Annotated in this window: 18 protein-coding genes; 3 read left to right on the top strand and 15 right to left on the bottom strand. The window is 71.9% G+C overall.

Annotated features, from left to right (window positions below; genetic code table 11):
* Positions 1 to 12: 12 nt before the first annotated feature.
* From BM339_RS33135 to BM339_RS33175, 9 genes are all read right to left on the bottom strand, one after another.
* On the bottom strand, positions 13 to 951 hold the full coding sequence (locus BM339_RS33135) for a LamG domain-containing protein (protein ID WP_075023408.1): 939 nt from the start codon (positions 949 to 951) through the stop codon (positions 13 to 15).
* Between the two features lie 64 nt (positions 952 to 1,015).
* Entirely contained in the window at positions 1,016 to 3,109 is a 2,094-nt protein-coding gene (locus BM339_RS33140; RefSeq protein WP_075023409.1) for a PQQ-dependent sugar dehydrogenase, read from the bottom strand.
* Between the two features lie 127 nt (positions 3,110 to 3,236).
* Positions 3,237 to 4,469: a hypothetical protein gene (locus BM339_RS50255; RefSeq protein ID WP_075023410.1), complete on the bottom strand. Its 1,233-nt coding sequence runs from the start codon at positions 4,467 to 4,469 to the stop codon at positions 3,237 to 3,239.
* A 121-nt stretch (positions 4,470 to 4,590) separates the two neighbouring features.
* Positions 4,591 to 5,391, bottom strand: coding sequence for a sugar phosphate isomerase/epimerase family protein (locus BM339_RS33150; RefSeq protein ID WP_075023411.1), 801 nt, complete (start codon positions 5,389 to 5,391; stop codon positions 4,591 to 4,593).
* Positions 5,391 to 6,509 carry a dihydrodipicolinate synthase family protein gene (locus BM339_RS33155; RefSeq protein ID WP_075023412.1) on the bottom strand — a complete coding sequence of 373 codons (1,119 nt, stop codon included), beginning with the start codon at positions 6,507 to 6,509 and terminating at the stop codon, positions 5,391 to 5,393. The genes BM339_RS33150 and BM339_RS33155 overlap by 1 nt, the downstream gene beginning before the upstream one ends.
* The gene (locus tag BM339_RS33160) at positions 6,506 to 7,648 is read right to left on the bottom strand and encodes a Gfo/Idh/MocA family protein (protein ID WP_021594963.1); all 1,143 of its coding nucleotides are present in this window, start codon (positions 7,646 to 7,648) and stop codon (positions 6,506 to 6,508) included. Before BM339_RS33160 ends, BM339_RS33155 begins: the two co-directional genes overlap by 4 nt.
* Before the next feature lie 69 nt (positions 7,649 to 7,717).
* On the bottom strand, positions 7,718 to 8,536 hold the full coding sequence (locus tag BM339_RS33165) for an ABC transporter ATP-binding protein (protein ID WP_052357529.1): 819 nt from the start codon (positions 8,534 to 8,536) through the stop codon (positions 7,718 to 7,720).
* Between the two features lie 20 nt (positions 8,537 to 8,556).
* Positions 8,557 to 9,579 (bottom strand): ABC transporter substrate-binding protein, encoded by a 1,023-nt coding sequence (locus BM339_RS33170; protein WP_021594961.1) that lies wholly within the window; start codon positions 9,577 to 9,579, stop codon positions 8,557 to 8,559.
* 133 nt (positions 9,580 to 9,712) lie between these two features.
* On the bottom strand, positions 9,713 to 10,582 hold the full coding sequence (locus tag BM339_RS33175; protein WP_021594960.1) for an ABC transporter permease: 870 nt from the start codon (positions 10,580 to 10,582) through the stop codon (positions 9,713 to 9,715).
* Positions 10,583 to 10,723: 141 nt separating this feature from the next.
* On the opposite strand from BM339_RS33175, the gene BM339_RS33180 reads away from it, so the two are divergent.
* On the top strand, positions 10,724 to 11,782 hold the full coding sequence (locus BM339_RS33180) for a LacI family DNA-binding transcriptional regulator (RefSeq protein WP_052357527.1): 1,059 nt from the start codon (positions 10,724 to 10,726) through the stop codon (positions 11,780 to 11,782).
* Positions 11,783 to 11,872: 90 nt separating this feature from the next.
* Complete coding sequence (locus BM339_RS33185) at positions 11,873 to 12,997, top strand: mandelate racemase/muconate lactonizing enzyme family protein (RefSeq protein ID WP_075023413.1); 1,125 nt, start codon at positions 11,873 to 11,875, stop codon at positions 12,995 to 12,997.
* Between the two features lie 46 nt (positions 12,998 to 13,043).
* Here the strand turns inward: BM339_RS33185 and BM339_RS51860 are convergent, their stop codons facing one another.
* On the bottom strand, positions 13,044 to 13,172 hold the full coding sequence (locus BM339_RS51860) for a hypothetical protein (protein WP_021594957.1): 129 nt from the start codon (positions 13,170 to 13,172) through the stop codon (positions 13,044 to 13,046).
* A gap of 194 nt (positions 13,173 to 13,366) precedes the next feature.
* On the opposite strand from BM339_RS51860, the gene BM339_RS33190 reads away from it, so the two are divergent.
* Positions 13,367 to 13,894, top strand: a complete 528-nt coding sequence (locus BM339_RS33190) for an NADAR family protein (RefSeq protein WP_021594956.1) — start codon at positions 13,367 to 13,369, stop codon at positions 13,892 to 13,894.
* Positions 13,895 to 13,927: 33 nt separating this feature from the next.
* Here the strand turns inward: BM339_RS33190 and BM339_RS33195 are convergent, their stop codons facing one another.
* From BM339_RS33195 to BM339_RS33215, 5 genes are all read right to left on the bottom strand, one after another.
* On the bottom strand, positions 13,928 to 14,845 hold the full coding sequence (locus tag BM339_RS33195) for a hypothetical protein (protein ID WP_075023414.1): 918 nt from the start codon (positions 14,843 to 14,845) through the stop codon (positions 13,928 to 13,930).
* Positions 14,842 to 15,426, bottom strand: a complete 585-nt coding sequence (locus tag BM339_RS33200) for an RNA polymerase sigma factor (RefSeq protein ID WP_256255568.1) — start codon at positions 15,424 to 15,426, stop codon at positions 14,842 to 14,844. The genes BM339_RS33195 and BM339_RS33200 overlap by 4 nt, the downstream gene beginning before the upstream one ends.
* 414 nt (positions 15,427 to 15,840) lie before the next feature.
* Positions 15,841 to 17,901, bottom strand: a complete 2,061-nt coding sequence (locus tag BM339_RS33205) for a cyclic nucleotide-binding domain-containing protein (protein WP_143118705.1) — start codon at positions 17,899 to 17,901, stop codon at positions 15,841 to 15,843.
* Complete coding sequence (locus BM339_RS33210; protein ID WP_021594951.1) at positions 17,898 to 18,476, bottom strand: RNA polymerase sigma factor; 579 nt, start codon at positions 18,474 to 18,476, stop codon at positions 17,898 to 17,900. Before BM339_RS33210 ends, BM339_RS33205 begins: the two co-directional genes overlap by 4 nt.
* Positions 18,473 to 18,685, bottom strand: a complete 213-nt coding sequence (locus BM339_RS33215; RefSeq protein ID WP_024935384.1) for a hypothetical protein — start codon at positions 18,683 to 18,685, stop codon at positions 18,473 to 18,475. The genes BM339_RS33210 and BM339_RS33215 overlap by 4 nt, the downstream gene beginning before the upstream one ends.
* Between the last annotated feature and the right edge of the window lie 32 nt (positions 18,686 to 18,717).

The raw sequence follows: 18,717 nt of genomic DNA on the forward strand, positions 1-18,717 counted from the left end.
GGCGGCGTTCGATCAGTGGCGCGCGAACTTGTACTGGATGGCCGCTTCCTTGGCGGTGATGGCCCGGTTGAGGAACATCAGGCCGTCCATGCGGCAGTTGCAGGGGTTCTTCTCCTCGTCGTTCTGCGGGAAGCTGCCGCCGATCTTGATGCCGCGGGGGTCCGTGGCGGACGTGAGGTCGGGTTCCGGGGCGCCTTCGAGCTTCCAGGGGTCGCCGGAGACGGTGTAGAAGCCGGGCAGCGGCCTGCCGTCCTTGTACAGCGCCATCTGCCCGGTGTCGTAGTCGAACGTGGCCGCCAGGTGCACCCACGTGTGCTGCGGGAGGATGCTCCGCCAGTCCTCGCTCGCGGCGAACGTCTGGGAACTGCCCCCGTCCACGCGGCGGCCCAGCGCGACGACGTGCAGGGTGCCGCCGACGTCGATGATCTCCAGCAGGGCGCGCACGGCGTGGCCGTCGGAGTCGCCGGTGAGCAGGCCGGACAGGCCGATCGCGTTGTAGACGTCGTCAGGGTTGGAGGTCTCGGTGTTGGGGCTCGGGTTCGTCCCGGTCATCTTGAACCAGCCCATGAGGGTGGCGCCCTTGGCGGCGTTGAACGCGCGCAGGGACGGGACGCCTGTCGCGGAGTAGATCCCCGCCTTCCAGTCGTCGGTGCCCTTCGCGGACTGGTTCACCTGCTTGATCTGGACGGCGTGCCGCCGCGCGCCGTCCCGGACCCGCATGACCGCGCCGCCGTTGATCAGGTCGATCGCGGTGCCGGACCGGCCGCGGTCGGCCTCGCGGGACGGGTCGCCCGGCACGGGGTGCTCGAAGTCGTAGTAGGAGACCAGGTTCTTCTTCAGGGGCGGGAAGACGCCGCCGTGCCCGGACGACGCGGACGCCGGGGCGGCGACGGAGAAGGAGGCGCCGAGCAGCACGGTCACGAGTGCGGCGGGGCCACGACGGATCAGCATGTGCAGACTCCTTGGAGCCCTCCGGGCGGGCGGCGGTGCCCGTCGCCCGCCCGGAGGAGGGCCGTTACTTCGCCGGGGTCCCGCGGACCGTCAGGTCGCGGAGCCGGCCGATGTTGTCGAACGAGCCGAAGCCCACCCGGCCGGAACCGAGTGTCGTGTCGATGGCCGTGAAGACCGGGCGGGTCTTCCCGTCCACGTACACGGCCGTCTCACCGGTGCCCGCGCAGTGCGTCACGCTGACGCGGTGCCACGCCTCGTCGGTGATGGACGGGGGCGCTCCGTGCGACCGGTTGGCGTTCCACTGCTGGTCGATCCGCAGCCGGTCCGCGCCGTTCACCAGGTAGATCCCGTTGTGCGGGTAGATGGTGTTGTCGCTGGAGAGATGGGCGTAGTAGAAGTGCGTGTCGTCCTGGTAGCCGAAGACGACGATCACATCCCGGTTGCTGACCGACACCGGTGTGTCGAGCCGCACCCGCGCGTCGATCCGCGTCGAGGTGAACGCCGGCCCCTTCTTCAGGACCGCGTACTCGAACGGGCGGCGCGGCCCGGGGCGCTCCTCACCGGCCTCGGCGAGGATGACCTGGTCGCCGGGGAACTTCCACTTGGACGGGGTCACCGGCGCCCAGTTCTTCCCGGCCATGGCGTGCCCGACCCTGACCGGGCCGGCCTTGCAGTCCGCGAACCGCTTGGTCCCGACGATCTTCCAGATCTTGCCGTTGGCCTTGGCGAGCAGGTAGGGCTCGCCCTTGGCGTCCGAGCCGTAGCGCAGGTCGACCCGCTCGTCGCCGGCCAGCTCCTTCATCGTGACGGGCTTGCCGGAGGTGTCGTACGCGGTCATCTCGTAGATCTGCGCGCGGTTCCTCCCGGTCGCGTCGTGCTTCATCTCCGACTCTTCGGTGTACATGAGCCGGCCGTCCACGATGTCGGTGAACAGGTACTTGCCGCGCAGCGCGGGCAGCTTCGAGCCCCGGTAGACGTAGCCGCCGGAGATGGCGTGGCCGACGTCGCTGGAGCAGTTCCAGTCGGGCGGCGGGTCGTGGTCGTACGCCGCGAGCGGGTACTCGTAGTCGTACTTGTCGTCGTCCGCGGGCAGCGGGTACAGGTGGCAGCGGTCGTCCTTGCGGAACGTGAACGCGCCCTCCCGCTCGCTCCACCCGATGTTGGCGCCGGGGTACAGCTCGTGGATCGACTCGATCTCGTGCTCGCCGATGTGCGCGAGGAACATCCGGTGCGTCCCGCCGGTGTCCCAGCTGAACCGGTGCGGGTCGCGCATGCCGTAGGCGTAGATCTCGCCGACCTTGCCGGCCTGCCCGGCGTACGGGTTGTCGGCCGGGATGCCGTACTTGCCGTTGGCGCTGTCGTTCCCGGACGGGTCGATCCGCAGGATCTTGCCCTGCGGGACGCCGAGGTTCTGCGGGTCGCCGCCGTTGTCGCCGACGTTGCCGTTGCCGCCGTCGCCGACCGACAGGTAGAGCTTGCCGTAGTCGGCGTCGCCGGGACGCGCGTTGGGGTTGAAGTCGATCTGCTGGAGGTTGTGGATCCGCCCGGCGAACCCGATGCGCAGCAGCTCCCGGTGGGTGCCGGAGAACGTGTTCGCCTTCGGGTCGGACGCCGTCCACTCGTCGATCACGCCGTGGTAGCCGGTCTTCGGCTGCGGCGTGAGGTCGGGCTTCTTGGTCGTCAGCGCGTCCCCGGCCTCGACGTGCGCGGTGTAGAACTTCCCGTTCTTCGCGAAGTCGGGGTGGAACGCGACGAACCCGAAGCCCTGTCCCAGCCCGGCCTGGGAGAAGAAGTCGGGGGCGAACGTGGCCGCGACGTCGAGGTAGACGTGCGGGGTGCGGGTCTTCTTGTCGAGCAGGTACAGGTTGCCGTTCAGGTCGGGCACGTAGAGGCGGCCCGACCGGTCGGGGACCTCACCGACGTAGTTGATGCGGTTCCACCGCAGCAGCCGGGGGTCGGTCGGGGTGCCGGTCGGCTTCGACTTCGGCAGCTGCGCGACCTCCTGCAGCACGAGGCCGAGCCCGGAGGGGGCGGGGTCGTCGGGGATCGGGTCGAGGATCGGCGCGTCGTCGCGCGCCTGCGCCGCCGGCGGCGCGGCGAGCAGCGGCAGCAGCAGCGCCGCGATCGTGAGGAGACACCAATGAAGTTTTCTTCGCATTCCGGCCGTCCAAGGGTGGGGGTCGAGCGGGCCTGGAAAGCGCTTTCTGGAAGCGCTTTCACGAACGTACGACCGGCCTCGCCGGACGTCAAGAGACAATTCGGCCCTGCCGCATGTGGACATCGCGTCACGACCGAACCCGCCGCCGCCATCCGTGGACGGCCGTAGCGGCCGCGGACACCACGAGCCCGACGGGCGCGGCGGCCGAGTGCCCCGCCAAGGTCAGCGCCATGGCCACGACCGCCCCCGGGGCCCAGATCCACGTCGCCACCGGACGCCCCGCCCGCCCCCGCCGCCGACGCGCCGCCTCCGCCGCCATAGGCGGCACGAGCGCCGGCAACGCCGCCGCCAGCACCGTCAGCCAGTCGAGCAGCATCCGATCCACCCGCAACGCCGCCAGCACGGCCCCCGGAACCGAGATGGCCAGAACCGCCACCACCTGCCGTCCGTCAACCCGCCCCCACCACCCCCGGCCCCCATCTCCAGCAGGGCTGGGGGTGGGGAGGAAGCGGCGGACGGCGAAGACGCCGGAGTGGACGGCGGCCAGGGTGGGGGCTATGACCGAGGCGGCGACGAACAGGTTCGCGGCCGGGAGGCCGTCCGGGCCGGCCAGGACGGCGACGACGTCGGTGGAGCCGCTGGCCGCCGCGACCCCGGCGCCCACGACGGAGGCCGCGAGCGCGGGGCCGACGAGGAGGGCCACGCAGGCCGCGAGGTCGCCGCGCCCGCGCAGGCCGACGGTGAAGTCGGGGGCCCGGACGGCGAACACCGACACGTAGCCGATGTAGCCGGCGAGGTCGGCGATCAGGACTCCGGGCGGGCCCTCCCGGGAGAACGTCACCGGCGACGTCGGCGGAGCGAGCCGCACCGCGACGATGCCGATCAGCGCGATCGCGGTGAGGGTGGTGGCGACCGCGACCGCGTTCCACCGGCCCCCGCCGGCGATCAGGATCGCGACCATCGGGACGGTCAGCGCCACCACGCCGGCCGCGTCCGGGACGCCGCCCAGCGCGGCGGCGGCCGCCCCGCCGAGCCCGACATTGAACCCGAACCAGCCGACCATCGCGGCCGCCAGCAGGGCGGTGAACGCGCGCTCGGCCATGGGCGGCAGGTAGCGCGGCGCCAGGTCGGTCATGCCCGCGTCCTCACCGGCGGGCGCCCGCAGCCCGAGCCGCCCCTGCGCGGCGAGCAGCGCCGCCATGACGGCGCCGCCCACCACGAGGACGATCAGGGGCAGCGCGCCGTCGTGGCGGCCGCCGACCTGCGCGCCGAGGACGAGCGCGCCCGGCGCCGTCCCGATGCCGAGCCAGGCGCCCGACGCCGCCCGCCACGTCCGGACCTTCGATGAGCGCTGCGTCATGCCCGGCCCGCCCGTTTTGTCGGCCCGCCGCGACCGGGCGAAGGGGTGTGCCGCGGGCCGGCACGAGGTTCCGGGACGGGGTCCGCGCGCACGTTCCCGCGCGGGGTGTCGGGCCGGTCCGTCACGCGACGTGCTCGTGGTAGCGGGAGAGGGTCAGGTCCAGGGCGTCCGGGCCCGGCATGGCCCAGACGGCGTCGTTGAAGATCTCCACTTCGATCGGGCCGGTGTAGCCGGTGGCGTCGACGGCCTCGCGGAACCGCCGCAGCTCGACGCAGCCGTCGCCGAGCATGCCGCGTCCGGTGAGGACGCCCTCGGGCAGCGGCGTCACCCAGTCGGCGACCTGGAACAGCGACAGCCGGCCCTCCGCGCCCGCGCGGGCGATGCCGGTCCAGGCGTCCGGGTCCCACCACAGGTGATAGGTGTCGATCATCACGCCCACCTGGGCGGACGGGAAGGGCGCCGCGATGTCGAGCGCCTGCGCGAGGGTGGAGACCACGCACCGGTCGGAGCAGTACATCGGGTGCAGCGGCTCCAGCGCGAGCTGGACGCCGTGCTCGCCCGCGTAGGGCGCGAGCTCGGCCAGGACGTCGGCGACACGGGAGCGGGCTCCGTCCAGGTCACGGGACCCCTCCGGCAGCCCGCCGCTCACCAGGCACAGTACGGACGTACCCAGTTCGGCGGCCTCCTCGATGGCGCGGCGGTTGTTCTCCACGGCGTCCTCCCGCTGGAAGAAGCCGCCCCGGCACAGGGACGTGACCGTCAGGCCGTGCTCGCGCATCAGTTTGGACGTGCGGGCCACGCCGTACTCGCCGACGGGCTCCCGCCAGAGGCCGACGCCCGTGACCCCGGCCGACGCGCAGCCGGCGGCGAGGTCGGGCAGGGGCCAGTACCGGGTCGTCCACTGGTTGAGGCTGAACCTCATCACTCGGCTCCTTGGACGGTCAGCCAGGCGCGCATCCTGTGCGCCGCGAGACCGGGGTCGGGGAAGAGCCCCGCGGCGTCGGCGAGCTGGAAGAGACGCACCATGTGCGGGACGGAACGAGCGCCCTCCAGACCGCCGACCATCCGGAAGTGCTTCTGGTGGCCGGTCAGCCAGGCCAGGAACACCACACCCGTCTTGTAGTAGTAGGTCGGGGTCTCGAAGAGGTGGCGCGCCAGCGGGACCGTCGGCGCGAAGATCTCCTCGTAGGACGCGGTGTCGCCGCCGTCGAGGGCCCGCAGCGCCGCGGCGGCGGCCGGCGCGATGGGGTCGAAGATGCCGAGGAGCGCGTCGCTGTACCCCTCGGCGTCGCCGCGGATCAGTTCCGGGTAGTTGAAGTCGTCGCCGGTGTAGAGCCGGACGCCGGGCGGCAGGCGCCGGCGGAAGGCGATTTCCCGCCCCGCGTCCAGCAGCGAGATCTTCACCCCGTCGACGCGGGACGCGTGCTCGCCGATCAGGGCGAGCAGCGCCTCGGCGGCGGTGTCCAGGTCGGGCGAGCCCCAGTAGCCCTCCAGCGCCGGGTCGAACATCGGGCCGAGCCAGTGCAGCACCGCGGGCCGCTTGACCTGGGGCAGCAGCCGCCCGTAGACCGCGGCGTAGTCGTCCGGCCCGCGCGCCGCGGCGGCCAGGTGGCGGCTCGCCATCAGCACCGGCACCGCGTCCACCGACTCGATGACGGCGAGCTGCTCCTCGTACGCCGCCACGATCTCGTCGAGGGAGGCAGGCTCCGGCGGCAGCTGGTCGGTGCCCGCTCCGCACACGATGCGGCCCCCGACTGAAAGCGCTTCCCGGCCGCTCCGCACGATGAGCTCGCGGGTCGCCGCCCAGTCCAGGCCCATGCCGCGCTGCGCGGTGTCCATGGCCTCCGCGACGCCCAGCCCGTACGACCACAGATACCGCCGGAACGCCAGCGTCGTCTCCCAGTCGAGGAATTCGCCGCCGGCCACCACGTGCGCGGCCGCGTAGGCGACCCGGGACGTGCTGGGACCGGAAGGCGGCGGGTAGGAGCGAGGCTCGCCCATCGTGTGCGGGGTCAGCGAACCCGGCAGGTCGATCTTCACAGCTCCGGTACCTCCAGGCGCCGGCCCTCCCGCCACGCCCGCAGCCCGAGCTCGGCGAGCTGCACGCCGCGCGCGCCCGCGTAGAAGTCCCAGGGGAAGTCCCCGTCGCCGGCGATGTGCCGCAGGAACATCTCCCACTGGGTCTTGAACCCGTTCTCGAACTCGACGTTGTCCGGGATCTCCTGCCACTGCGAGCGGAAGTCCTCGGTGGCGGGCAGGTCGGGGTTCCACACCGGCTTCGGCGTCATCGACCGGTGCTGGACCCGGCAGCGCCGCAGCCCCGCCACCGCGGACCCCTCGGTCCCGTCCACCTGGAACTCCACCAGCTCGTCGCGGAACACCCGGGTCGTCCAGGACGAGTTGATCTGCGCGACGATCCCGCCGTCCAGCTCGAAGATCCCGTAGGCGGCGTCGTCCGCGGTGGCCTCGTACGGCTTGCCGCCCTCGTCCACCCGCTCGGGGATGTGCGTCGCCCCGAGCGCCTGGACGGAGCGCACCGGCGCGATGGAGTCCAGCACGTACCGCCAGTGGCAGAACATGTCGAGGATGATCCCGCCGCCGTCCTCGGCGCGGTAGTTCCAGCTCGGGCGCTGCGCCTCCTGCCAGTCGCCCTCGAACACCCAGTAGCCGAACTCGCCGCGCACCGACAGGATCCGCCCGAAGAACCCGCCGTCGACGAGGCGCTTCAGCTTGAGCAGCCCCGGCAGGAACAGCTTGTCCTGGACGACCCCGTGCCGCACCCCGGCCTCGTCCGCGAGCCGCGCGAGGGCCAGCGCGCCCTCCAGGTCGTCGGCCAGCGGCTTCTCGGTGTAGATGTGCTTGCCGGCCGCCACGGCGGCGCGGATCGCGTCCGCCCGCGCGCTGGTGACCTGCGCGTCGAAGTAGACGTCGATCTCCGGACGCGCCAGCGCCTCGGCCAGGTCGGTCGTCCAGGCGGTGAGCCCGTGCCGCTCGGCGAGGTCGCGCAGCTTGTCCTCGCTGCGCCCGACGAGCACGGGCTCCGGCCAGAGCACGGTGCCGTCGCCAGTGCGCACCCCGCCCTGCTCCCTGATCGCGAGGATCGAGCGGAGGAGATGCTGGCGATACCCCATCCGGCCGGTGACGCCGTTCATGACGATCCCGATGGACCTGCGTGCCATCCCGTTCCTTCCTAGCCTGTCGTGTAGTGGCCGTGGCCTTCGCCCGCGGTGCTCCACCGCGGGCACCGGTCAGTCCGCCGCCCCGCCCGCGCCCAGGAGCCCCCGGACGCGGTTGGTGACGCGGGCGAACTCGGGGCGGGCCATCGTGGCGGCGTAGTCGCGCTCGGCCGGCAGGTCGACGTCGATGATCTCGGCGATCGAGCCGGGCCGGTCGGTCATCACCACGACGCGGTCGGCCAGGTAGGCCGCCTCCGCGATCGAGTGCGTGACGAGCAGGACGGTCGTGCCCGTCTCCCGCCAGATCCGGTTCATCTCGACGTTGAGCTGCTCGCGGGTGAGCGCGTCGAGGGCGCCGAACGGCTCGTCCATCAGCAGGACGGGCGGCTCGTGCAGCAGCGCCCGGCACAGCGCGACCCGCTGCTGCATGCCGCCGGACAGCTCGTGCGGCAGCGCGTCCTCGAAGCCCGTCAGGCCGGTCATCTCGATCAGCTCGGCGGTCCGCCTGCGCGCCTGGTCGGACGGCATCTTGCGCATCTCCGCCTGGAGCAGGATGTTCTTGCGGGCGCTGCGCCACTCCAGCAGCGCGGCCCGCTGGAACACGTAGCCGATGTCGTGCCGCGGCCCCGCGACCGTCTCGCCGCGCAGCCGCACCCCGCCGGACGAGGGCTTCAGCAGCCCCGCGACCAGCTTCAGCAGCGTGGACTTGCCGCAGCCGGACGGGCCGACGATGGCCACGAACTCGCCCATCGCGACGTCCAGCGACACCTCGCGCAGCGCCGTGACGTCCCGCTTGCGGGTGCGGAACCGGACCGCGACCTCGTCGAGGCTGACCGCGCTCTCCCGCGCGGTCGCGCCCGGCCCGTCCGTCCCGGTGGCTGACTTGCTCATGATCCTCATCGCTCGTCCCGTCATCCCTGCGGTGCGGCCGACGCCTGCCAGTACTCCGACGGCGGCTTCGCCTCACCGATGACCCCGGCCTGCTGGAAGGTGGCGATCGTCGTCTTCCAGTCGCCCTCGGCGTTGACGCCCGGCGCCTTGCCCTGCGTCGCCGGCGTGTGCAGCAGCGTCAGCGTGGTCTTGAACTGCTCGGTGATGACCTTGTCGGGTGGGAGCTGCTCGGACGCGCCCGCCATGCTCGCGACGGCGCCCGCCTGGTCGCCCTCCGCCGCCGTCCACGACTCGCTGGTGGCGGCGACCATCTTCTTGACGACGTCGGCGTCGCTCTTCAGCTTCCGCTCGCCGACGATCAGGCCGTTGGAGAAGAAGTTCAGCCCGAAGTCGGCGTACCGCAGGTACGAGACCTCCTTGCCGGACTTCTCGGCCATCGTCGGGCCCTGGTCGTTCGCGAAGCCCATCAGCCCGGCGGTCTTGCCGGACAGCACCGCGGCCATCTTCCCGGCCGGGTCGGTGTTCTGGACGGGCACGTCGCTCTCGCTGATGCCGTTCTTCTTCAGGAACACCGGGAAGGTGCGCGCCAGCGCGTCCCCGGCCGTCCCGGCGATCTTCTTGCCCTTCAGGTCGGCGGGCTTCTTGATGCCGGCCGTGGTGAACGACTGCACCGACGCGGGCGTGGTCTGCAGGAACACCCCGACGCTCTTGACGGGCATCCCCTTGTCGACGGCCGCGAGCAGCGCGGGCGTGTCGGCCCAGCCGAAGTCGGTCTGCCCGGCGCCGGTGGCCTGGACGGTCTTCTGCGAGCCCTGGCCCGCCTTGATCTCCAGGTCGATGCCGTGCTTCTCGTAGATGCCCTTCTTCTTGCCGTAGTAGAACGGCGCGTGCTCGCCGTACGGGTACCAGTTGAGCGTCAGCGTGACCTTGGTCAGCTTCTTGCCGGACGCGCTCGTGGTCTCGTCGGAGTCCCCACCGCAGGCGGTGCCGGTGAGCGCCAGGGCCGGGACCATGGCGGCGATGGCGAGAGTGCGGAGTTTCATGAGGCGGCCCTCCGTAAAGGGGTGGGTTGTCTCGGCCGGTGGTGTCGGACGTCCCGCCCGGCGGTTCCGGGCGGACGGTTCGGTGGCGGGGGGGGGCCGGATGTCGGCGTGCGTCCGGCGTGGGGCGGTGTCGTCAGTACGTCGTGGTGACCGCGTCGCCGCGCCGGCTGGCGTGCCAGGGCAGCAGCAGCTTCTCCGCGATCTCGACGACGACGAACAGCACGACGCCGATGGCCGACATGACCAGCAGGCCGGCGAACAGCATCGGGGTGTCGAGGTTGCCGTTGGCCTGCAGGATCACGTAGCCGAGCCCCTCGTTGGCGCCGACGAACTCGCCGACGACGGCGCCGGTGACGGCGAGCGTGACCGCGACCTTCAGGCCGGAGAACAGGTGCGGGAGCGAGGCCGGCAGCCGGATCTTGGCGAACGTCGCCAGCGGGCTCGCGCCCATGGTGGCCGACAGCTGCAGCATCTCCGGGTCCACCGCCTTCAGCCCGGCCACCATCGAGATCACCACCGGGAAGAACGCGATCAGCACCGCCACGACGATCTTGGGGCCGATGCCGAAGCCGAGCCACACCACGAACAGCGGGGCGATCGCGATCTTAGGGATGACCTGCGCGAACAGCAGGATCGGGTAGAGGGTGCGCTCGACCGTCGCCGAGTAGACCATGATCACCGCGGCGAAGACCCCGATGAGCACCGCGAGCGCGAAGCCGATCAGGGTCTCGTACGTGGTGACCCAGGTGTGGTGCCAGATGTAGCCCCACTTGTCGGCCATCAGGCGCAGCGTCGCGCCGGGCGACGGGACGAGGTACGCCTCCACGATCTTGAAGGCGCTCACGGCCCACCAGGCCGCGAAGCAGGCGATCAGCAGCGCGACGGGCCGCCACGACCGTTCCAGGCCGTCGCGGACCCGCTCGCCCACGCCGGGCCGGCCGCGTTCGACGACGCCCGCCGCGTCCGCCTGGGGCGTCGCGGCCGTCGTGCCCTGACTCACCATGGGTTCCTCCGGGACGGTGGCTGGGAAAGCGCGTTCAGAAAGCGCTTTCTGATGTACCGTAAGAAGCGGCGCATGGCGCGGTCAAGAGGGTCTTCGCAGGAAACCCGCCGCGTGCACCCCGCGTCGACCGAGGGGGCGGTGATGACGGAAGCGGCCGAGGAGCAGCGCGCCGGCGACCGGGCCTACGTGACCCTGCAGGACGTCGCGCGGGAGGCCGGCGTCTCGCTGGCCACCGCGTCCCGCGTCCTGAACGGGACCTCCCAGGTGCGCGCCGACCTCCGGGAACGCGTGCTCGCCGCTGCGGCGGAGCTCAGCTACACCCCGAACGCGCACGCGCAGGCGCTCGCCAGCTCGTCCAGCAAGTCCGTCGGCGTCATCTGCCACGACGTCAGCGACCCCTACTTCGCCGCCATCGCGCACGGCGTGATGCGCACCGCCGCCGAGCACGGGATGCTCGTGATGCTCGCCAGTACGTTCCGCGACCCGTCCCGCGAGGTCGAGTACGTGGCGATGCTCCGCGCCCAGCGGGCCCGCGCGATCCTGCTGATCGGCTCCGGCTTCGAGGACCGCGACTGGGAGCGCCTGATGGCCGCCGAGCTCGACCCCTACCAGCGCACCGGCGGGCGCGTCGCGGTCCTCAGCCGGCACCGGAGCCTCAAGGTGGACGCCGTCCTGCCGCAGAACCGGGAGGGCGCCGCCGCCCTCGCCCGCGCGCTGCTCGACCTCGGCCACCGCGACTTCGCCGTGCTGACCGGTCCCCGCGCGCTCACCACCGTCGCCGACCGGCTCGGCGGGTTCACCGACGCACTCGCCGACGCCGGCGTCCCCGTCCCGCCTGAGCGGATCGTCGAGGCGGCCTTCACCCGCGACGGCGGCTACGCGGCGGCGATCGAGCTGCTCCGCCGCGGGACCCGCCCGACCTGCGTGTTCGCCGTCACGGACGTGATGGCGATCGGCGCGCTCGCGGCGTTCCGCGACAACGCGGTCTCCGTGCCGGGCGACATCTCCCTCGCCGGCTTCGACGACATCCCGATCGTCCGCGACCTGACCCCGCCGCTCACCACCGTCGCGCTCCCGCTGAACGCGATGGGGGAGCGCGTGATGGGACTGGCGCTGCGCGAGCCCGCCACCCGCCGGAGCCGCATCGAGCGCGTCGCCGGCGAGGTGGTGCTGCGCGCCAGCACGGCCCCGCCCAGCTGACCTCGCGGCGCGCCCGCCGTCCCGCCGTCCAGGGACGCCGCCCAGGCTGTTCCCGGTGACAGGGCGCGCCGCCACCTTCCGGAGGGTGCGATGAAGATCGAACGGGTCGAGACGTTCTGCGTGGCGCTGCCGACGCGGCGGTCGTTCGGCGTGTCCGGCGGCGCGGTCGCCGTGGCCGGGCGGCCCAGCCTGCGCGTCCTGGTCAAGGTCAGCGCGGACGGCGCGCACGGCTGGGGCGAGGCGACCCCCATCCCGGCCTGGACGTACGAGACCGCCGAGTCGATCGTCACCACGATCGACCGCTACCTCGCCCCCGTCCTGACCGGCCGTCCCGCCTGGGACCTGGACGGCGCCACGACCGCCTTCGACCGGGCCGTCAACCGCGGCTTCAGCATCGGCGCGCCGCTGGCCAAGAGCGCCGTGGACGTCGCCCTCCACGACCTGCTGGGTCGCGCCGCCGGCGTCCCGCTCGGCATGATGTGGGGCGCGCGGCGCCGCGAGACGATCGACCTGGCCTGGATCGTGTCCGGCCAGTCGCCGGACGAGGTGGCCGACAGCGTCGCCGAGGGCCGCGACCTCGGGTACGGCGCCTTCAAGGTCAAGATCGGCCTGCACGCCGACGACGCGGCCGTGGTCGAGGCCGTCCGCCTGCACGCGGGCGACGACGCCGACCTCTGGGTGGACGCCAACCAGGGCTACACGGTCAGCGGCGCCCTGCGCATGGCGCGGCGCCTGGAGGACCTCGGCGTCACGGCGTTCGAGCAGCCCCTCCCGGCCAACGACATCGCCGGGCTGCGCCGCCTCCGCGACACCTGCCCGATCCCCGTCGCGCTGGACGAGAGCCTCCGGCACCCGTCCGACCTGGCCACGTTCGTCCGCCTCGAAGCGGTCGACATCGCCATCGCGAAGGTCCAGCGCACCGGCGGCCTCACGCTCTCGCGCCGCCTCTGCTCGCTCGCCGAGGACGCGGGCGTCTCCCTGATGGGCTCCGGCCTCACCGACTCCGACCTGGGCCTCGCCGCGTCCCTGCACCTCTTCGCGGCGCACGGCCTGGACACCCCGGTCGACCTGAACGGCCGGCAGTTCATCGAGTCGCCGTACGCGGGCCCGACGGTGCGGGTCTCGAAGGGCACGGCCGAGGTCCCGTCCGGTCCGGGCCTGGGCGTCGAGGTGGACGAGAAGACCGTCCGCGACCTGGCGGTCTCCGTCCTCTGAGAACGAAAGAACCCGCCCGGAGCTCCGGGCGGGTCCTCATCTATCGTCAGCGCGCGGCGATCTCGTCCGTGGTCGCCTCGGTCTCCGCGGAACGTTCGGAGTCCGCATCCGCCGGGCGCCGCTCGGGCCACGCGACGATCTGGGTGCGACGGGGGTTCGCCAGGGCCTTGTCCATTGTTACCGCTGTCCTCCTGTTCGGGCCGGGCCGAATTAGACAATGGTCCCGACGTCCAGCCCGCTTTCGCAAAATGGTCTAGACCGCACCCTCTGACCAGGGCCGCGGCACTTCTCCCAACAACGCCGGTCGATCTGCCATTCCCCTCCGAAACCCGCTGGCCGGACACGTCCACCGGCTGGCACCCTCGTCCCATGGACGTCGCCGAGCTGTCCCGCCTCCAGAACGAGGGCACGCGCCTGAAGTTCCTGTTCTTCTGGGGCCACCGGACCCCCGGACCCGGCTATCTCAGCCAGTGGTGGCCGTCCCCCTTCACCGTCGACGGCACCACCTACGCCACCGCCGAGCACTACATGATGGCCGGAAAGGCCCGCCTCTTCGGCGACGAGGAAACGGCCGCCGCGATCATCGCGGCGTCCCATCCGCGCCGCGCCAAGGACCTCGGCCGCCGCGTCCGCGATTTCGACGAGCAGACCTGGCAGGACCATCGTGTGGCGATCGTCACGAAAGGCAACGAGGCCAAGTTCGCGCAGAACAAGGAACTTCGCGATTACCTCCTCGGCACCCACGCCCGCATCCTCGTCGAGGCGAGTCCTTTGGACCGCGTCTGGGGCATCGGCCTGGCCGCCACCGACCCCCGCGCCGAAGACGTCTCAGCCTGGCAGGGCGAGAACCTCCTCGGCTTCGCCCTGATGACCGCCCGCGCCACCCTGGCCTCGTAGCCCGGGCAGCGCGGCCGCGTCGTTCGTCGTCCCCTAGGGCTTCCCCGGTACTGGCGGAGCCGCGGGCGTCCCGGCGGGCTCGGTAGGCTCGGGGCCTGCGAAGAGGAGGACCTGGTTCTTGGCCCAGGGGACCGCGTCGTGCACGTACCAAGTGGCCGGGACCTGGCCAGGAAGCATCTTCTTGCTCACGTTGCCGTCCATGACGCGGTATTCGGGGACCGTGACGTTCCGCTTCTTCAAGGCGGCCAGCACTTCGCCGACGCGGTGGCCCCGGAAGGTCATGCCGTGCATGGCCTCGCCCGGCGCGGTCACGGGGGCGCTGCTGGAGTACTGCTCGCCCGGACGGGCCGCCCGGCCGAAGGTGATGTCGGCGGTGCCCTGGTAGCCGGTGCGGATCCGGACGCCGACCGGGCAGACGTCGCCTCCGCCGCCGGTCTCGCACCCGCCCATGGCGGTGATCGTCCTGATGTCGTCCTCGGTCGTGCCCTCGCTCGTGCTCATCGCGATCACCGTGCCGACGATCGACGGGGACGCCGGCACCAGGGACAGCCTGACCTTGAGGCCGTGCTCGGCGAACTCGGCCTGGTACCGCTTCGGGTCGGCCAGCGGGTCGCGGACCCGCACGTCGATGTGGTCGCCCTTCCGCGTGAAGGACAGCGCCGCCACGAGAGCGGTACGAGGGCTCGCGGTCGTGGTGCCGACCGGCGGGCGCCGCGTCCCGTCGTCCCGGACGATCACGGCCACGGCCGCGCAGGCCAGGCCCGCCGTCGCCAGCGGGAGGCCGATGAGAAGGACCGGCGAGCGCCGCCGCCTACGCCGCTCGGGCGCGACGGCGGTGGCGGTGATGCGGTCGGACAGGGCGGCCGCCGCGTCCTCGGGCAGCAGTTCCCCGGCCCGCTGGTCGGTGACGGTGGCGAGCCCGCCGATCAGCGTGTCGATCTCGCGGTTCATGTGTGCTCTCCGTTCGGGATCCGCACGGCGGCGGGCAGGGAAGGGCCGGGGCTCTCGGCGTCCAGGCGCGCCAGGGCGCGCGCGAACCGGCGGCGGGCGCGGTGCAGGCGGATCCGCAGCGCGTTGCGGGAGCAGCCGAGGACGGTCGCGATCTCGGCGTGGTCGAGCCCTTCCCAGCCGACCAGGGACAGCAGTTCGCGGTCCAGCTCGGGCAGGCTCCGGAAGGCGGCGGCGACGCCGGTGAGGTCGTTCCCTGCCGCGTCCTGGACGGGCGCGGCGGCGCGGAGCCGGGAACCGAGGTCGGCGGCCAGCGCGGACCGGCGGCGCTCGCCGCGGTGGTAGTTGGCGAGGACGCGGCGGGCCACCCCGTACAGCCACAGCCGCGCCTGGTCGCCCGGCGGGATGTCGTCGAGCCGCCGCCAGGCGGTCAGGAACGTCTCCGCCAGGACGTCGGCCGCGTCCTGCGGATCGGTGGTGCGCCGCAGCGCGTACCCGAGGAGCCGGGCGCGGTTGGCAGCGTAGATCTCCTCGAAGCGGTGCCGTCTCTCATCGGGCAGGGACTCCTCCGCGGGGGATGGCAAGCCATCTCCTCTCCTCACGCGCCGCGAGGCGCGAGCGAATCAACCGGACGCACCCCACATGTCCGCACACCCCCCAGCATTTCGAGAGAACCGAGCACCGCAGAATCCGCCCACCCGTCCAGGCCCCCTCGCCACATCCGGACGCGCACGGAGCCGCACGGACGCGGACTTGGCGGCGGGCGCGGTGGCCGGGGGCGCTGGCGGTGGCGGTGGCGGTTGGAACCGTCCCCGGCGTGGGGGAGTCGTCACCGTTGCACCCCGGACTACTGCCCCACCTGGCACACCCGTGGAGCGCAACGAGACGGCGGCGCTACGAGGCCACGCCACATCCTGTGGTCACCAGCCTGATCCCCGACGGCACCCGCGCCGCCTCGATCTTGCGGAAAGTCGACACCCCGCCGGGTGCCTGGCCGTTCACGGCCGCCGGCGAGTAGCCGGCAGGGCGTCGTCGTCCGTGGTGGTGTCGAGACCATAGAGGCGGATCCAGCCTTCGAGGTAGGTCCCCTTGACCCGGCATGTGACCCGCTCGTACTCGGAGGCGTGCATGTGGTCGGGGACGACCACCTCGTCGTAGAGGGGCCGGGACGCGATGACGCCGAGGTCGGCGCCGGTCGTGGTGAGCCGGTCCTTCAGCGGCGGGGCGTCGAGCAGCCGGGCCGCCGTGATGATGGATGATCCGGACATGCCGGGCGGATCGGGCATCGCTCGGCCGACGTGCACCGCGACCCTGAGCTGGATGCGGAGGGCTCCGCTCGACTCGCCGTTGTGCCGTCCCAGCCGCGCGGCGAGCGAGCTCAGCATCGGGTCGATCACGGCGGCGGGTACCTCGGTGGGGACGATGATGAGCGCGCCGTCGCCGCGGTCCTCGATGTGGGAGGCGTCCCAAGGGATGGCGGCGTCCTCGAACGCCTTCTTGAGGGCTCGGTACATGGCGCGGCGTAGATCGATGCGGACGACGTCGCTTTCGAATGAGCTGAAGCCCACGATGTCGGTGAAGAGGATGGTGCAGTTCGAGCCTGACCAGGGTGACCTGGCCTGGCTCGGCGAGTTGGTCGGCCTGGGCTGGGGCGGCCCGTTCTCGGACGGGTCGGTGCGCTGATCCGGCAGCGTGCTGGGAGCCGGGTGTGCCGCCGGGTCACCGATCGGCATCGGGTGAGGGATGGCGAAGCCCCGCGGCGCGTCATGCGCGGCTGGAGTGCGGTTCATCAACATCCGGTCGTACATCTCGTGTTCCAGGACGGCCACGACGCGCGGGTGGTCGCTGAGGTAGGCGACGAACTCCTGCGTGGACAGGAGCAGGGCGTGCAGCGTGTCCATCGCGACGACGGTGGCCGAGCGGCGGCGCAGCATCAGCGCGGCACGTTCGCCCAGGATGTCGCCGGGGCCGCGGATGGCGATGATCCGCTCGCGGCCGTCCCGCTCGACGCTGACCCGAGCCGAGCCCGACTTGATCACGATGATGTGGTCGGCGGACTGGCCCTCGGCCCACAGCACCGCGCCGACCGGGTGCACGACCTCCCGCGCGGACGCGAAGAGCGCGTCCTGCTCCGGGAGGGTGAGCTGCTCCAAGAAGCCTGGTTTCGGGGCATGAGCGAAGCCAGGTGTCGGCGATGGGCCGATGTCGGAGTTCTGTCGGCCCGTTGTCGCGGCGTCGGGCCGTGGACGCTGTGCGGCACTCATCCAGTCGGTCAACCGGCCGAGTTCGGCTTGGACGTCGTAGCTGGGGGGATTCTGCTGTGCCTGCTCCAGAACCCGCCGGTACAGTTCTGCGCCCCGCTCGTCGAAGGGCTCATCGGCACTCACCGGGGCCGCGGAAGCCTCGGCGGCGTGCAGGTCGCTGCCCCGTGTGTTCTCGTCGGTGCCCTTGCCGGGGAGGTAGATGTGGCCGCGGTAGACGGTGTTTTCGACAACCGTACGAATGGGGCGGAACTGCTCTGGAGGCAGTGCGCACAAGCCACTGCGGACCACGTTGCGGAAAATCAGATCGGACACGATCAGCGCGACGTTCCGCTCCGGATGGACACGCAGGTACCTGCGAAGCGGACGGGAGCTGAGCAGCCGTTGGACGACCACGTCCGCGGCGGGGCCGAGAGATGCGTCCGATGTCAAGATCTGCGGGCCGCAGTGGAGTGCGAGCCGTACGCGCGGCGAACCGGACGCGCCGGCGTCCTTGCGCATCGCCGCCAGTGTCCGTTCGAGGGCGGGAGCGAACCGGCCGACGACGGTGACAATGTCGACGTCGTGCGGCAGCACTGTCGGCTGGCCGTCACCGTTGACCTGCTGCAGCCACCGGCCTCTTTCGAGCTCGGCGTCTTCGGCCGCGGTCTCCATCGCGTTCAGCAGCGTCTGTTGCGCCTTGAGTTGCTGGCGCGGCCCCCTGGCGCTGTACCCCTCGATGTCGACCGCGAGCAGCGTCCGAAAACTCGAGCGCACAGGCGGGGCGGCGGGCTCGATACGGGATTCGATACTGCTCATGATGCCGTCCCCCTTCCCCATCCTTCTTCTTCAGAATCGTCGATGAACGGGACCTGTGGTCCCACCCTCAACAACAACTCGCTGCGCGCCTTCATTATGTGACCGCGGACCGTGCTCGCAGCGATGCCCAGCCGATCGGCGATCTCGCGAGTGGTCCAGCCCTCTCCCCAGCGCAGATGCGCCACGCGGGCACGATCCGGCGGCATCTTGGCGATGAGATTCCAGCATTCTTGGAGCGCGGCCGTACACATCACCTGATGGCCGACGTCCAGGCTGTCGTGATCGATGGGATCGTCGGTCTCGACCTCGTCCACTGGGCACACCCGCCGCTGTTTGCGCCACTCGTCGATCGCCTTGTACTTGAGGACCTGATACAGCCATCTGCGCTGTCCTTCGGTGTCTCGTGCCGCCAGGTCGGCCCAGGCCACGATCGCCGCCTGAAACGTCTGCTGGACCAGATCCCTGGCCGTCTCGGCGTCGCCTTGGGTGAGCGCGGCCCACGCGAAAGCGAACAGCCCCTCCGCCTCCGCGCGGAACAGCACGCAGACGGCGGCCTGTTCCTCCGGGCTGATCACGGTGAGCCCGGTGACGGAGGTGAGGGCGGCGGGGGCGTGTCCGGCTGGTCGCTCGCCCAGATCCGCACGCGCTGGCCGTCGGGGCCGTCCTCATACACGACCACGGTCCCGGCCGAGGCGCGCGACAGGACCTCCCGCAGCGCCGCCTGCCGTTGCCTCTGCACGACCAGCCGCCACCCGCCCCAGCTGACCAGCACACCCAGCGCCATCAGCCCCACCTGCCAGGAAACGACGAAGGTCG

The sequence above is a fragment of the Actinomadura madurae genome (assembly GCF_900115095.1).
Taxonomy (GTDB): domain Bacteria; phylum Actinomycetota; class Actinomycetes; order Streptosporangiales; family Streptosporangiaceae; genus Spirillospora; species Spirillospora madurae.

Bases quoted from the DNA above. Each gene is read 5' to 3' on its own strand.
- BM339_RS33135 (WP_075023408.1), bottom strand. From the start codon at position 951: ATGCTGATCCGTCGTGGCCCCGCCGCACTCGTGACCGTGCTGCTCGGC.
- BM339_RS33140 (WP_075023409.1), bottom strand. From the start codon at position 3,109: ATGCGAAGAAAACTTCATTGGTGTCTCCTCACGATCGCGGCGCTGCTG.
- BM339_RS50255 (WP_075023410.1), bottom strand. From the start codon at position 4,469: ATGACGCAGCGCTCATCGAAGGTCCGGACGTGGCGGGCGGCGTCGGGC.
- BM339_RS33150 (WP_075023411.1), bottom strand. From the start codon at position 5,391: ATGAGGTTCAGCCTCAACCAGTGGACGACCCGGTACTGGCCCCTGCCC.
- BM339_RS33160 (WP_021594963.1), bottom strand. From the start codon at position 7,648: ATGGCACGCAGGTCCATCGGGATCGTCATGAACGGCGTCACCGGCCGG.
- BM339_RS33165 (WP_052357529.1), bottom strand. From the start codon at position 8,536: ATGAGCAAGTCAGCCACCGGGACGGACGGGCCGGGCGCGACCGCGCGG.
- BM339_RS33170 (WP_021594961.1), bottom strand. From the start codon at position 9,579: ATGAAACTCCGCACTCTCGCCATCGCCGCCATGGTCCCGGCCCTGGCG.
- BM339_RS33175 (WP_021594960.1), bottom strand. From the start codon at position 10,582: ATGGTGAGTCAGGGCACGACGGCCGCGACGCCCCAGGCGGACGCGGCG.
- BM339_RS33180 (WP_052357527.1), top strand. From the start codon at position 10,724: ATGACGGAAGCGGCCGAGGAGCAGCGCGCCGGCGACCGGGCCTACGTG.
- BM339_RS33185 (WP_075023413.1), top strand. From the start codon at position 11,873: ATGAAGATCGAACGGGTCGAGACGTTCTGCGTGGCGCTGCCGACGCGG.
- BM339_RS51860 (WP_021594957.1), bottom strand. From the start codon at position 13,172: ATGGACAAGGCCCTGGCGAACCCCCGTCGCACCCAGATCGTCGCGTGG.
- BM339_RS33190 (WP_021594956.1), top strand. From the start codon at position 13,367: ATGGACGTCGCCGAGCTGTCCCGCCTCCAGAACGAGGGCACGCGCCTG.
- BM339_RS33195 (WP_075023414.1), bottom strand. From the start codon at position 14,845: ATGAACCGCGAGATCGACACGCTGATCGGCGGGCTCGCCACCGTCACC.
- BM339_RS33205 (WP_143118705.1), bottom strand. From the start codon at position 17,901: ATGAGCAGTATCGAATCCCGTATCGAGCCCGCCGCCCCGCCTGTGCGC.
- BM339_RS33215 (WP_024935384.1), bottom strand. From the start codon at position 18,685: ATGGCGCTGGGTGTGCTGGTCAGCTGGGGCGGGTGGCGGCTGGTCGTG.